This is a genomic window from Cohnella sp. (assembly GCF_041641335.1).
GTDB lineage: Bacteria > Bacillota > Bacilli > Paenibacillales > Paenibacillaceae > Cohnella.
The window spans coordinates 25,113-39,834 of record NZ_JBEPYQ010000022.1; the positions used below are offsets into that span (position 1 = coordinate 25,113).

Consider the following 14,722-nt stretch of genomic DNA (forward strand, 5'->3'; position numbering starts at 1 on the left):
TTCCCCCTTACCCTGTTCGGGTAGTCGATGGCCCCGGCCAAAGCCGAAGGCCTCTCGTCCGTTGCTCCGCTTCCAATCCGCTTTTCGCGGACTTCCTGTCGTATACGATTCCCCCCCTGAGCAGTGTGGTTTCGACCCGGCAGCCGAATTCAAAGTTTTCATAAGCGCTATAAGGGTGACGATATTTCAAATGTTCTGCCGTTAAGACATAGGAAGCTTCAAGATCGACAATAGCTAAATCCGCGTCCAAGCCGATCTCGATAGCCCCTTTGCGATCTCGTAAGCCGAATCGCTCTGCCGGCGCGGCCGACATCGCCCGAGATAATGCCGGCAGCGGGATTCCTCGTTTCTTCCAGCCCTCGCTTACCATGAGCTCAAGGGTGCTTTGCGCACCCGATATTCCGCCCCACACCTCAAAATAATTATCGCTGTCCGACCGCTTCATGGAGGGCGGACAAGGCGAGTGGTCGGAGGCTACGAAGTCGATGTCTCCGTTAGCCAGCCTCCGCCAGAGCGCTTCTCGCTCCCTCTCCGTCCGGATCGGCGGCGAACACTTCGCGTTCGCTCCGATGCGAATGACGTCTTCATCGATAAAAGCCAGGTAATGCGGACAAGTCTCGACCGTGACGTCCTGCCCCGATCTCTTGGCTTCGCTGATGAGATCCACCGCTTCCGGCGTGCTGACGTGGACGATGTGCAGCTTGCATCCGGTGCGAGCCGCCATATCCAAAGCGAGCTTGACTGCTTCGAGCTCGGCCTGCGGAGGACGGGAATCGAGATAATCCCTCATCGTTACTTCGCCTGCCGAAAGCTTGGCTTCCGCAAGCTTCGATACGATCGGCTCGCTCTCCGCGTGAAGCGCCAATACGTGTCCGAGTGAAGCGATCTTGAGCATGCCTTCGAATAAGGTATGATCGTCCACGTTCCGGAAAGCACCCTCACCGGTATCGCCCGGGGAAGACATGAACGCCTTGAATCCCGCGACTCCCGCCCGGGCCAATGCCTCCAGTTCGCCGACGTTACCCGGTACTAGCCCGCCCCAGATCGCGAAATCAATGAGCGCGCCGCTCATGCGAGCCGCTTCGAGCTTCAGCTCTAGCGATGCTGCGTTTACCGTTGGCGGCATGCCGTTCAGCGGCATGTCGATACATGAGGTGCAGCCTCCGGCAGCGAGCGATGTCGTTCCGGTAACGAAGCCCTCCCACTCCCCAAGTCCCGGTTCGTTCAAGTGCACGTGAGCGTCGACGACCCCGGCGAATACGTGTTTACCCGAAGCATCGATTACTTTGCCGGCTCCCCCCGCCAAACGCGGAGCAATCATCGCGATTCTTCCATCCTTGATTCCGATGTCCACGGAACAAACCTGGTCCCGAAGCACCACGTTTCCACCGGAGACGATGACGTCCATCCGCTGTTCACTCATTTGCGTTCCTCCTTATAGGGACGAGAAATACGTCAGACCTTAGACGAACGCCCAAGGTCTGACGTGCCTTCTATGACTAGATTACTTCACCAGGCTTGGATGCTTTTCTTCACACCTTGGACTTCAAGTATGCATCTCAGGCAATCCACATGTCATTTTTCATTACAGGCACCTTCGCTTTCTACATCATAATGGGCGAGCATAACAATGTCATTAAACAAAATATACAAAGATTTATGAACTCGTTAGCTGTTATAAACAAATAACCTTCATGAATAGGAGGAATATGTTATATTTGATGTTAGAATTAATGACGCATGTGAGGTGGGGCAATATGATACTCTTGGATTTGTTGAAGGTACCGATTTTCGCAACCGCACGGATTGTTGCAGGCATTGAGGGTTTAACGCAGAAAGTTCAATCGGTCAATATCATGGATGCCCCGGACATCATCCATTTTCTCAAGCCGGGTGAACTCCTCCTAACGACGGCGTACGTTATGAAAGACGACCCCCAGGCGCTTCAAACCCTCGTCTCCAACATGAGCCGGGTAGGTTGCGCGGGAATCGCCATCAAAACCAAACGATTCTTGACCGAAGTTCCCGATCAGGCGATTCGGCTCGCCAACGAGCTTCATTTTCCGATTATCGAGCTTCCTCTGGATCACACCCTTGGGGAAGTCCTTCACCATTCCGTTAGCTGTATCCTCGAGAAGAGAACCGAGGAGCTCAAATACTCCCTAGAGAGCCACCGTAATTTCACGAATCTCGTGGTTCAAGGCCATGGCATACCAGAAATCGTATCATCGTTATCGAAGCTGCTTGGCACCCCAGTGCTGCTGCTTGACCCCTCCTTGAATTCGATAGCGGTCTCTCCCCATTTCAGGGAGTCTCCTTATTCGGAAACGATCACGCCGCTCCGGGAGCTGCTGTCTTTGAATTTACCGCACGAACCGACCGGGAACCTATACCTTCTCGAGCCCGGACAGCTACCGTTCCGCCAATTGGTCGTCCACCCGATCCAGACCGTACAACTCCAAGCCTTCCTGATCGCGTTCGCCGACGAGAAGCAAGACAATCCGCTGCCGAAGCTCGCGGTCGAGCAGGCAGTAAACGTTATTCGCTTCGAGCTATTGAAGAAACAAGCCGTCAAGGAACGCTCGCGACGCTATAAAAACGAATTTTTCACCGATTTGGTCGAAGGATTCTTCACGTCCGAGCAGGAAGTGCTGCATCGCGGTAAAAAATACGGGTTAACTGACGGTTGCCTCTCGTTTTGCATCGTCCTTAAACGGGATCCGGTTACTTCCGGCGGCATAGGGGTATCGTCGATTCAGGAAGAGAGGGGTTCTGCGGAGAGAGATAGGTTATACGAGATGGTCAAGCGCGAGATCCAGAAGACCGGCCTCTCTTTCGCTATATTCAATAAGAACGACGCGATCGTCCTCGTCACGTCCATGGCAAAGAACGAGATGGAAATACCCGCGGAGCTAGAGGAACGGCTCAAGCAGGCAATCGTCCGGATCGAGCGCAATTCCGGCATCTCCGTATCCCTTGGGGTCGGCAAGCCCGTCGCCAAATTACTCGATTGCCCGGTCAGTTTCAAAGAAGCGGTCGAAGCGTTGCAATACGGCTACCGCTCCAAGCGGAGCCGCTTCGTACAATTTTACACAGGTAAAGAATTGATCGATTTATTCCGGCTAGTGCCCGAAGGAGAGCTTCTGAGCTTCTATGAGGATACGTTCGCCGGGTTGGAGGGGCTGGAGGAGAAAGAGAGACGCGAGCTATTGAAAACGTTGTCCGCATACCTGGAAAATCACGGTCAAATCGCGGATACCGCCAAACAACTGTACATTCATCGCAACACCGTTCTCTACCGCCTCGATAAGCTTAAACATCTAACGGGACGACAATTCGGAATGCCTGAAGACAGCTTGCGGTTCCGTATCGCCTTCCTCGTAGAGCCGCTTTTGAAGGCTGTGGGAGAAGTACGTTCTCCACGTTAACTATAGTCCCAATCAGGCTTCTGCCATTTTTTTGCGGTCGTTCCCTCGACGGTTACGGTTAACCATCGAATCAACGGCATCTTTAAGGCGCAGATTCACAATCTTTCCCACTTCTGAAAACGCTGTACGCCGTTCCTCTTCACAGCTGTTGTTCAACCTCTCAGCCATAGCTGTCAAGATGCCCTCCTTGTTCGTGAGCCGCACGCAGATGATGAAAGGAAAGTTAAAGCGTTCATCGTAAGCCGAATTCAATTCATGAAACCGTTCAAACTCTTCGGCGCTTAAACGATCAAGCCCGGCTGACGCTTGCTCGGCTGCCGACGCTTCCGTCAAGCCTTCAGCCATAGCCACCTTGTCGGCCAGCCTTGGATGCACGCGCAGGAACGCCAGTTGCCTCTCAGGGCCGGCAGCCTCCACTACACTCATCAGTGCGGCGTGCATAGCCTCAAGATCGGCAAAAGGTCTGAGGTCCGCTGCAGCTTCAACGATCCACGGACTATGTTCCAGCAAAGAACCGAAACACTCGACAAAATCATGACTGCCTAAAGCATTGATTTCTTCTATCACAAACGATACCTCCGAAATAAATGGTTTCAAATTGCACTTTTCACGTCGGTAATGGACTTGGAGGGATCTTCACTCTTCATGGGTTCCAGATTTCTCAAAAACTGTACCATTCTCGGATTAGGATGACCAAACAATTCGTTTGGTTTACCATCTCCGGTGATCATGCCATCTTCCATAAATAATACTCGAGTGGAAACGTTCCTGGCAAAGTTCATCTCATGAGTAACCACCACCATGGTCATCCCCTCGCTCGCAAGCCGCACCATAATATCCAGAACCTCATGAACCAGTTCGGGGTCCAACGCCGAGGTCGGCTCGTCGAACAAAATCACCTTCGGCTCCATCGCCAACGCGCGAGCTATAGCAACCCTTTGTTGCTGCCCGCCGGATAGGTTGGATGGATATTCATTGATCTTTTCAAGCAAGCCCACTTTCTCAAGCAGTTCTTTTGCCTTTTCCTCCGCCCCCTCGCGAGACATCTTTTTTACCGTACAGGGACCCTCGATAATATTTTGCAGGACCGTTTTATTAGACCAGAGATGGAACTGTTGAAACACCATGCCCACCTGTACGCGCAGCCAAGTCAGCTTTATTTTTGATAAAAAGCTCAGCCTCCCATGGGAATTGGTTCTATAATACACAGGTTTGTCATCTACATAAATTTCGCCCTCCGAAGGAACCTCCAGCATGTTGATGCATCGCAGCAGCGTGCTTTTCCCCGCACCGCTCGGACCGATAATGGTGACTACCTGACCTTCCTCAATGTCGAGATTGATATCGCGCAGTACCGCCTTGTCTTTGAATCTTTTGTTTAAGTTGCGAATCCGGATCATCGCCTTCACCTCTACTTCTTATTCATTCTCAGCTTCTTCTCCACGAAGGCTTGAAACAGCATGAGACTGCTTGTCATAGTTAGATAGATAGCTCCGGCAACCCCAAGAGTTTCAGCCACGCTGTAGGTGCTGTTATAAGCCCGCTGAACACCCAGCATCAAGTCAGGCACGGTAATGATGGACACTTGCGCCGATTCCTTCAGAATGATTACAGAATTGTTAATGTAAGGCGGCAAGATGATGCGCACCGCTTGCGGCAGCGTAATTCGGAACATTTTCTGCCACGGATTCATACCGACCGCTTCCGCAGCCTCTTGTTGACCCTTATCAACGGCCATGAGTCCTGCACGGATGATCTCGGATTTGAAGGCGGCCGAAGTCATGGACATCGCGGTAAGCCCAGCAACAAAGGCGGTTAGCTTAATGCCGAATGGCGTTGCATAATAGACCCAGAACAACACAAGCATAATTGGAATTCCGCGAAAGATCCACACATATACAAAAAAGATGCTTCTCAGCAACCGAAAACTGGACAAACGCATCAGCGCAATAAAGAAGCCGATAATGGTGGCGCAGATAATGGCAGAAATCGAGATGCGGAATGACGTAAAGGCGCCCTGTAAATATATGGGCCAATAGTTCTCGATGATGTCCCAGTTCATAGACTATCACTCATTTCAGATTTTTCTTGAGTTTAGCGGCAGGGCTTCTTCAGGAAAGCCGACATTCGTCTCGCTCCTCGCGATCGGATATTGCCTTCTTCCTGAAGAAGTAACGTTGCTTTATTCCTTAATCCATTTGTCCAACAGCATTCCCAATCTGCCGCCCTCTTTCATTTCCAAAATGACCGAATCAATAAAAGCCTTTAATTCCGCATCGTTTTTACGGATACCTACGCCTATATCCAATTCTTTATACAATTCCCCTACCACTTTAAGCTTCTTATCACCCGTATCGTTCTGGATAAAGTCATAAGCGGCGATGCTTCCCGCTACATAAACATCTATTCTTTCCGATTTCAAATCGGATATCGCTTCGGCATGTCCAGGATACTCCTTAAGCTCCTTGTATCCGCCAATTTCCATAGCTGCGGTTTGCGAGCCTGAACCGCCAATGACACCAACAACAAAACCGTCCAGATCCGTGACATCCTTGACTCTGTCATCATTCTCCCTCACTACAGCTATTGTACCGAGAGAAGCGTATTTTTCTGAAAAATCGATAACCTGCTTTCGATCCTCATTCATAGTTGTACTGAACATCACCACATCGTATTTATCTGCGTTCAATCCCGGGATCAGCCCTGCAAGATTACCCGTAACGAATTCCGCCTCAACGCCCATCTTTTCGGCAATTGTTTTTGCAATTTCAATATCCACACCGTCAAGCTCGCCTTTCTCGTTCATGAAGGTCATAGGACGAAAGGTACCGGTAGTTCCGATGATGAATTTGCCCCGTTTTTTAATCTGTTCCAGAGTATTCTCTGCTGTACTTCCCGTTGGTTCTGACGATGTTGTTGGTTCAATCGGCTTGTTTACCGTTGCCGTTGACCCGCACGCAGTAATAATCAGCAACACAGAAATCATCATAATCAAGCTTATTTTTTTCATTTCTCGCACTCCTCTATTTGTAATTAATCGCCCTGCTTCTTATAGCTGCACCCCTATCCAATCTACCGTTCCAATACCCCAAGCAAAACGCCTTTGGCGTCCTCTAGACGCAAAATGAGTTTTTGTCGGAGGTGATTCAGAAAAGGATAGCGATTTTTATACTTTCTGAATCACTCAAAAAGCTCCTCCCTTCCGCAGAAAAACATAACACACACCGAACGCAATTTGATCATTTCCGCTGCAGTCCTAGATGTTTTATGACATGTTTATTAACATCTATGTGCTCACACTCACATGTTAACACCCCATTAATAGCCGTTACAATGTTCAGAGTGACTAAAAATCCACCACAGCATTGTTTATGTTAACTATACGCGTTTTATTTGGGTGACCAATAATTACATCGTGCGTAATATTTTCGATCAGGCCGGCAACAAAATGAATCGACTATGAGATCATGAGGTTATCTTCAACATGGAGGTTATCTCATGACTGCCAAAGATCAACGCAGGCTAGACTGGACCACGCGTATCGCAGACTTTCGAGCAAGCGGCCTGTCTGTCCTACGCTGGCTTTTTAGAGAGCTGCTTGGGCGGTAGGTGTGGTGTATATCCGATCAGTTTGACTTGCCCTGCGGCGGAAAAGCAGACCATTTTAACACAAAAGCAAGAAACTACTCTTCCTGCAACTGTCTTCGACAATTATGGAAAACGAACGAATGATAAAGCTGTCTTTAGAACAGATGGGGAATACGAATGGAAATGGACGATTCCCTCTGTTTCCCTTTTGGAGTACCCAATAGATTCATTCGGTGTTTATACCAATAGTCATAATATAAATACATATTATGCCTTTAATTCCCGAGGAGAGAGGACTTGGTCGTTTAAAAAAGAGCCAGATGCCGTATTGCATAAACTACAATCTGGTCGATTCATGAGCGTGGTAACGGAATATAAGAGTACAGTCCAAATTGAAGGAGGAGAGGATATCCAGTATGCTTTCCCTTCATCAGCAATCATATATGACAGGACAGGAACAGCACTCTTTACCCTTTCCGCTTATCGCATCAGCTCATATTTGGTATCTCCTTTTATCGAGGATTCTCAAGGAAATATAATCACAATTCAATTGGACGGAATTGTATCTTATGACAAGAACGGACATAAAAAATGGGTGTTTAATGAAGGTATAATTGTTAAACCAGAAATACTATCGAATATAAGTACAAACATTTACTTCATGGATTCGAACTTAGATGGGATACTCCTTGTCAGAACCAAAGATCGCGAGTTAAAGATCAGTGCGGATGGAAAACTGCTGAGTTCAAAGCCCTACAAAATCGTGAGATATGAATACAATGAAAATAGTTACTTCGAACTCATTGTGAACGAAGAGGGATTGGTAGAAGTAGACAATCAATATCTAACCCCTGAGGAAGTAGTCGAATATAGTAAAAAATTGTGGGAAAACTATTATCCATTACGAACAGTAAGCTATTGGTCAAAGGGGAGTTATGTCATTGTCAAGGGGTCTACGATTCAGTCCAAAGACTTGCAAGGCAAAATCAAATGGACCTACAAATTAAGCAAATTTGGCCCCCCAACAAATCTTACATCCGATCCTGATGGTAACCTTTTCTTCTCGGATTCAAAGGGCAACATCTATGGATTGGACGCAAAAGGCAATGAGAAATTTCAGTTAATACGCAACTTCTCTCATGCCTCCAAGGATTGGACTTCGCTCGTGTTAGATGCTCAAGGCGATTTATATGGAGTTACCGCCAATTTTGGTTTCTTCCTCATCAGTAAGCGTCATGAAAATGTATTATTAAACGGCAAACCTATTGCGCTAGGAAATAAGCCCATCGTTAAGTCTTCGACATTTCTAGTACCTTATCGCTCACTGTTTGAGGGTCTTCATCTGACTGTACAATCGGACTCATCAAAGAAATGGATCATCGGCAAGAGCAGTAACGGTAAAACCATTCGTTTTCAGACAGGCAATTCGATTGTTGAAGTAAACGGGAAACCCCTAAAGCTAGACGTCGCGCCGCAAATTATCAACGGAGTCACATACATTCCGATACAACCGATCGCTCAAATGCTAGGGTTGAAAATGGAATGGGATAAGCTTAGAAATGAAGTGCGCCTTGGATCCGAAAATCAACTTGTGACCGATGCTGTGAGAAGATTCCTTCTGCTAGTTGAGCAAGGAGAAGAGCCGCTCATCAATGATCAACTCGATATTAAAGGAAGCCATTTGGGTGAGAAAGCTCCTGCACTAAAAACACTGTATCGTTCAGAAAAGTGGATTATTGATGTTAAATCCATCAAGGCAACCAAAATAAAAAAGAATGAATATCATGTCGAAACCATTCAACATAATCAAAAATACGATGGTAACGATACCCCGTCAATAGATATAGAGAGATCTTATTATTACCAAGTTAAGCTAGGAGCAGATGGTCGCTGGAAAATTACCTCCTCCAGCTTTTTCAAATAAAATTAGGCTATCTACCTGGTTATGTATACTGACGATCAACTGGCGGGATTTGCGGTATGGGTCGGTCTGGCATGGACTTTGGGTGGGCATGCTTTCCCTTCGAGCATATGCTTGATCTCTTGTTTGCAAGCTGTTGACAGAAAAGCCAAAAGAGGGCCACAACAGCCTGCCCATCGGCAACCTGTCATAGCCCCCAAACCCACGTCCGGCGCGGCTTCTCGGCTCTTACTCTTCCCCTGTCGCGATCGGGTCCCCTCGTACGAAATCCAATCGCTCCAGCTTCTTATCCTCCCACGAACCCCCATTCTTGAATAGTTCCAACGTTAAAAAGTAGGGGTTCCGATCATCGCGGTGGGAATGCACCGGAGGATACGCCAGCGCCCATGTGCAACGACCTCCCTTGGCTGCGCTTGGGAGGACTTGTGGAGCAAGAAGCCCGTGGAGGACGGGCTGGCGAAACAGTATGGTTCGAGCCAAGGGGACGTCTCCACCTGTGGCTGGGTCAAGCCGAACGGATCGCCAACAAAAGGCCAAATGAAGCAAGGTAGCACTCGGAAGGGTGGATGGGCTGGAACGCTATTGTTTGCAGGTTGTTGAATGTTGTTTGCAATCAAATTGCAGATTCATTCCTCGTCGAGTACGGGATAAACCGCTAAAAGCGCTCGAAGCAATCATAATTCCTTTGTCTATAGATTTTGCCATCCTTGAAGTCGAAGAGGCAGCAGAAATACGCTTTGAGCCGCTGCCCAGTCTTAAACACGCCAACATCCGCTCCTACCTCGGCCGTCCAGATCACTTCCGTGATCAGGGTCTCTCCTGCTTCGTAAACCCTCTGAATATCGTACTTCTGTTCTTTCAAAAGCTTTTTTCCATTAGGTATTCGCTGCATGAGTACCTCAAAGTCGCTTACAACCACACCGGGAGTAATAAAATTCGGGAATTCGGTTTGCTCGATTTCTGGATGAAGTAAAGGCTTGAAGTCAGGCTCCGAGATACTGAAAGTTTCATTCAATTCAAAAAATCGCTTCACCATCTCCAACTTCATGCGAGCACCTTCCTTAACTTTTTTGTTCTTTCCAAAATGAGTATATCATTTCATCACCATCAGGTTTATAACAGAAGTATGAACTTTGACCTCTTGTTTGCAAGCTGTTGAAGGAACAACCAAAAGAGAGCCACAACAGCCTGCCCAACGGCAACCTGTCGCAGCCCCCAAACCCGCGTCCGACGCGGCCTTACGCCTTGTCCTCTTCCACCGTCGCAATCGGATTCCCCTCATACGAGATCCAGTCGCTCCATCTGTCGGATATGCTCTGGAAGTGGTTTCAGATCGGGAACTTTGAGCATGTTCAGAGCAACGAGTTTTCTTGGCTCCATTGTATCGTCGCCCGCACATCGCTCAACCTCTCCTTCCATACTTTGTTTTACACAGTAGTAATCTCTCCTCAAGGCTTAATTTGGGGCAAGTCCCACAATACCCCTCCGACTTGCCATGAGCAGTCAACTTGTAAGCGAGACAGCAATGCTTCCGCAGTAAAAACGGAACTTGCTCGAGGGAAACATGCTGGAAGCAGCGAAACTTAAGCGCAAGCCGGTTGCCGGCTTGCGGCGCAAAGATCGTATCCCGGTCCATTCGGATGAGCCTCAATCTTTCATCCGTCTGCCAAATAAGCGGTTCACGTTCTACACGGGCGTACATGGTTTGCAAATTGTGCGAGACGAGCGACCACATCACCTGAACATTCGCTCCTGTATGAGCCGCCACCGATTGAAAAACGGGCTCCAGATGCTGCTGCAAATCAGCCGAATAAGCAGCTACGTTAGCCTTTCGTTCGTTCATATGCTCTGTTGGGAGTATAACGGGAGTCATTATCTCTGTCTCGTATTCCATCGCCGCAGCCGTGGTCATACGAAATCTTACAACGTCCGGAGAGGAAGACAACCGAAGATCGAATAAGCTAAAGGCACTGAGCAGCCCCATACAAAACACGGAATACCGTTTCGCGAACAACGTCCCTACAACAGCGGACTCAGGTTCTCCCAACTGGTAAGCCTGTAATCCAAGAATAGCTTCACGCGCCTTCGCGTCCAACAACTCCGAGACGGAGAACGGATAGGGCGATTCCGTCTCCCCTCGCAGCGTTGTACGGCTATGGATCTTCAGAAAGGCAATAGCGGCTTGCACTTGCGCAAGCGGCGGCCCACCATTCCCATTCATTCCCTTGCTAATCAAGCCAACTCATCAGATCGTCGATGATTTGCCCTCTTCCAATAACGCCCCAGCCTTTAAATAACCAGTAGGAATCCGTTTCGAACACCTGCTCCTTCTGCACAGCGGGAACCGGCTTCCAAAGCGAGCTCTCTTTGATCGTCTTCAGATTTTCTTGCCCGTTCGGATCGACCTCCAACACGAGGTAGTTCGCATCCAACTGAGGAATGACTTCCAACGAGATATCCTCTCGTTGACTTTCCGGGGTAAGCGCAGTAGGCACAAATCCAAGATCGTGATACAGGAACGAGTTTATTGGATGGCCGGTTTGGGCATAAATCTGAACCGTTTTGTCTCTTACCCGCAGGTAAGCAAGCCGCTTATCTTCGAGGGCATCAATCTTTAGCTTCGCTTGCGCGGTCTTCGCTTCAAGCTCGGCGATCTTCTGCTTAGCTGCATCTTCCTTGCCGTACAGCTCCGCGATCTTCAACAAATCTTTCGTCCAATACGTCGTATCGTCCTCGTAATCCAGCCACTCCGTGCCTAGTACAATGGTAGGCGCAATCTTCTCAAGCTGAGTATACACCTCATCGGCTGTCCTGCTCTCGATGACGATGACATCCGGGTCCAGCTCGGTAATGGCTTCGAGATTAGGGCTATCCGCAGACCCGACGAGATGAACGCCTTCCAATTGATCCGCCAAATAAGCCGGGTAATCTCCGCCATAGCGCAGCTCTACGTTAACGGCATACGGCTTCTCGCCAATCGTCAGAAGATGGTCGATATACGCGGCCGACAGTACAACCGCGCGTTCAATATTGACAGGAACGGTCGATTCGCCTCTCAGATGAGTAATCGTCCGTGTCGCCGGTTCGCTCGAGACGACGTTTTCTCCACCGTTAGTATTGCTCTCTGCGTTCACGTCATTGCCTTCGGTACCACTATTGCTCCCGCAAGCAGCCAATAGGATCATCATGAATAACATACCGATTACGACTGCGATTTTGTTCCTCTGCATCTGTCTATTTCCCTCCGAAATATAATAATAATCATTCTCATTGATAAATATTAGTAAGTCCCGGTAGGATTAACAATGGATTCATTCACTCTTTTTACTTGGACAAATTCACCATCCTACAGGCCAAGCTGAGCAGCGATGCGACTCATTGCCCCCATTCTGCCGGAAGATCCTAATGCCTTAAACATCAAATCGCCCGCGTCATGAACCCGATTACTCCGAACCGCGTCAATGGCAGCCCATTGCTCGGATTCCACCAGTTCCTTCAGCCGCACCCTGGCCTCTTCTGTTGGATCAACCATCAGAAATAAATGATCCGCGTTATACAGAGGCACCTCTTCTAATGATATGTCCGCGGCCCATTTGCCCTCCATATTGGGCGAAGGCACCGATAATCCTAAATCGTCATAAAGCAAGCTTCCCGTCTGATTCCTGCTGCCGTACACCCGATAATAACCGGAACTAACGCGTATAAAGTAAGCATTCTGCTTACCCCATCGCTTATGGATAGCCCTGCTCAACTCTTCTTTGCGTTCCGTGTAGCGTTCAATCCATTCCGCGGCTTGCTGTTCCTTTCCCAATAAGGCCGCCATCTGCTCCAGCACCTTGCCTCCGTTATCGAAATGTGACAGTGTAACCGTAGGCGCAATAAGGCTGATCGTCTCATCCTTCTCCAATCGGTCGCTTGTCAATAACAGATCCGACTTCGTTCTCATCAGATTGTCATAGTTAGGCGCGAAACTGCTCAGCCTCATTGTGCCCTGACCGTGACCCGCTCCAGGCTCGATGGAAGTCGTGGATACCCGTTCCGCATAAGACAAAAAGGTTACAGGCTGGAGCCCCAATGTCATCAAATGCTCATCAAGACCATAATACAAAGCGCCGATTCGATGGCATTTGTTCTTAAAATATAAGGTAGGGGCAACGCCTTGCGATTTTTTGAAGGCTCTGCTGAAATAATGCTCGTCCTGAAAGCCGACCTGCTCGGCAACCTTCTTCATTTTCTTTTGGGAGATTAATAGCTGCTTCGCTTTGGCCATCCTTAGCTCCAGCAAATATTCCGTGGGCGTCCTGTTCAACTGCTGCTTGAAAACTCTAGTAAAATGATTCACGCTAAAGCTCGCCAGCTCCGCCAATTGCTTAACGCTGATATCATTCATAAAGTGGTTGTGCATATACGACAAAGCCCGCTCCAAACCCCTTACCGATTCGCGCTTATCTTCAGCGGTCACTTTCTCTTTTATGAAAGCCATGAGTAGCTTTGACAATAAATATTTTAAAGTCATACCGGTTTCAGCGTCTCTGTTCTTATACCTAACAACCAACTGATCAGTCATATCCTTCATAACAAGCGAATCCTCTTTTACTGTCAGCTTGCCTTCCAACGGGAGCTGCGGCTGCATCGTTTGCCAGCCTTCCGGTCCCTTACGAAGCCCCGTACAAGAGAACAGGAGCAACGTCAGTCTTGCGGGGGACAAGGATTGCGTAATACCCTCAACAATCGTACCAGGGTGCAGCAGGATCCAATCTCCCTTTTCAAAAGATACGACACTTCCGTTTACTTGAAGGCAACCTGTCCCCTCGTCTAGCCTGCACAACATATAAGCGCCAAGCCGTCTCTTCTTCCAGACTACCTTCGGCATGCTTCGGTATGAGTAGACACGAACAGAAGAAAACCATATTTTCTCGAGCTGCCTAACAAGATCCGATCTATTCATGATCCGTCTTCTCCTCCCGGCTGAATGATGAACTTCGTATCTGGTTTGACCAAACATTGTAATGAGAGCACCTGAACATTTTGTTTTACGTGAATTGCTCCTTTACTTTACTAATAAACATTCTTCCAGCTTGACCAAGGAATTTGTCAGACCGATACACGATGCAAATATCTCGTTTGGGTGTAGGCTCAACCAAATTTATTATATGATAGAATCCGTCATCCCAGGTTTGCGAAAGCGGTTTGGGCAAAACGGTCCCGCCAATATTATTTTTCACCAATCGCTTTAATGAAATCATTGCTGACGTTTCGATAATGGGGTTTAAATCAAAGCCCTGGTCTTCACAATAGGAATTTACCAACTTGCGGCAATGATGATGATCAGGAAACAACACGAGACTCAAATCTTTGAGTTCCTTCAAGTATATTTGCGAGCGTACCGACAATTCACTACTTTTCGATACTGCCACTGAAAATGTTAGGAAACTCTTGATAGAATTCAATCATGACGGGTGTCAAAAGTTCATCCAAATCACACGGTAGTACTCCCAAGACTAATTTTCCGCGCTGCATCGTGCGCAAGTCGTTAATCGCGTCATGAGCATAGTCCAAGTTTCTGAAAATCTGGATACACTGTTCGTAAAGAATATGTCCCGCTTCTGTTATTGCAATTCGCTTGCCCATACGATCAAACAGAGGCGTTCCGATCCCATCCTCTAACGCTTTGATTTGCTGACTTAAAGTCGGCTGTGCAATGTTTAGAAGTTCCGCCGCTTTCGTGAAATGCAACTGTTCGCAAACAACCTTAAACGACTCCAGGTGCCTCAGTTCCATTTTT

General features: G+C 48.2%; 13 protein-coding genes. 2 read left to right on the forward strand and 11 right to left on the reverse strand.

Annotation, left to right across the window (positions count from 1 at the left end):
- Window positions 1-7 precede the first annotated feature (7 nt).
- Window positions 8-1,423 carry an allantoinase AllB gene (gene allB, locus ACESLM_RS09420; RefSeq protein ID WP_372631309.1) on the reverse strand — a complete coding sequence of 472 codons (1,416 nt, stop codon included), beginning with the start codon at window positions 1,421-1,423 and terminating at the stop codon, window positions 8-10.
- 334 nt (window positions 1,424-1,757) lie between these two features.
- On the opposite strand from allB, the gene ACESLM_RS09425 reads away from it, so the two are divergent.
- A complete protein-coding gene (locus ACESLM_RS09425; RefSeq protein WP_372631310.1) occupies window positions 1,758-3,428 on the forward strand; it encodes a PucR family transcriptional regulator in 1,671 nt (556 codons plus the stop codon).
- A 12-nt stretch (window positions 3,429-3,440) separates the two neighbouring features.
- Here ACESLM_RS09425 and uraD read toward each other — a convergent pair whose 3' ends face one another.
- The 4 genes from uraD to ACESLM_RS09445 form a co-directional block, all read right to left on the reverse strand.
- Window positions 3,441-3,995: a 2-oxo-4-hydroxy-4-carboxy-5-ureidoimidazoline decarboxylase gene (uraD, locus tag ACESLM_RS09430; protein WP_372631311.1), complete on the reverse strand. Its 555-nt coding sequence runs from the start codon at window positions 3,993-3,995 to the stop codon at window positions 3,441-3,443.
- Window positions 3,996-4,021: 26 nt separating this feature from the next.
- Window positions 4,022-4,828 (reverse strand): amino acid ABC transporter ATP-binding protein, encoded by an 807-nt coding sequence (locus ACESLM_RS09435; protein ID WP_372631312.1) that lies wholly within the window; start codon window positions 4,826-4,828, stop codon window positions 4,022-4,024.
- An 11-nt stretch (window positions 4,829-4,839) separates the two neighbouring features.
- Window positions 4,840-5,490: an amino acid ABC transporter permease gene (locus tag ACESLM_RS09440; RefSeq protein WP_372631313.1), complete on the reverse strand. Its 651-nt coding sequence runs from the start codon at window positions 5,488-5,490 to the stop codon at window positions 4,840-4,842.
- Window positions 5,491-5,610: 120 nt separating this feature from the next.
- Window positions 5,611-6,438, reverse strand: a complete 828-nt coding sequence (locus tag ACESLM_RS09445; RefSeq protein WP_372631314.1) for a transporter substrate-binding domain-containing protein — start codon at window positions 6,436-6,438, stop codon at window positions 5,611-5,613.
- Window positions 6,439-7,026: 588 nt separating this feature from the next.
- On the opposite strand from ACESLM_RS09445, the gene ACESLM_RS09450 reads away from it, so the two are divergent.
- Window positions 7,027-8,940: a stalk domain-containing protein gene (locus ACESLM_RS09450; protein ID WP_372631316.1), complete on the forward strand. Its 1,914-nt coding sequence runs from the start codon at window positions 7,027-7,029 to the stop codon at window positions 8,938-8,940.
- Window positions 8,941-9,592: 652 nt separating this feature from the next.
- Here ACESLM_RS09450 and ACESLM_RS09455 read toward each other — a convergent pair.
- The 6 genes from ACESLM_RS09455 to ACESLM_RS09480 all read right to left on the reverse strand — a co-directional run bounded on the left by ACESLM_RS09455 (window position 9,593) and on the right by ACESLM_RS09480 (window position 14,718).
- Window positions 9,593-9,985, reverse strand: a complete 393-nt coding sequence (locus ACESLM_RS09455) for a nuclear transport factor 2 family protein (protein WP_372631317.1) — start codon at window positions 9,983-9,985, stop codon at window positions 9,593-9,595.
- A gap of 354 nt (window positions 9,986-10,339) precedes the next feature.
- Window positions 10,340-11,173 (reverse strand): hypothetical protein, encoded by an 834-nt coding sequence (locus ACESLM_RS09460; protein ID WP_372631318.1) that lies wholly within the window; start codon window positions 11,171-11,173, stop codon window positions 10,340-10,342.
- Window positions 11,166-12,167, reverse strand: coding sequence for an ABC transporter substrate-binding protein (locus tag ACESLM_RS09465; RefSeq protein WP_372631319.1), 1,002 nt, complete (start codon window positions 12,165-12,167; stop codon window positions 11,166-11,168). Before ACESLM_RS09465 ends, ACESLM_RS09460 begins: the two co-directional genes overlap by 8 nt.
- Before the next feature lie 116 nt (window positions 12,168-12,283).
- A complete protein-coding gene (locus ACESLM_RS09470) occupies window positions 12,284-13,885 on the reverse strand; it encodes an AraC family transcriptional regulator (RefSeq protein WP_372631320.1) in 1,602 nt (533 codons plus the stop codon).
- A gap of 85 nt (window positions 13,886-13,970) precedes the next feature.
- Window positions 13,971-14,354 carry a LysR family transcriptional regulator substrate-binding protein gene (locus tag ACESLM_RS09475; RefSeq protein WP_372631321.1) on the reverse strand — a complete coding sequence of 128 codons (384 nt, stop codon included), beginning with the start codon at window positions 14,352-14,354 and terminating at the stop codon, window positions 13,971-13,973.
- A complete protein-coding gene (locus ACESLM_RS09480; RefSeq protein ID WP_372631322.1) occupies window positions 14,335-14,718 on the reverse strand; it encodes a LysR family transcriptional regulator in 384 nt (127 codons plus the stop codon). Before ACESLM_RS09480 ends, ACESLM_RS09475 begins: the two co-directional genes overlap by 20 nt.
- Window positions 14,719-14,722: the final 4 nt, after the last annotated feature.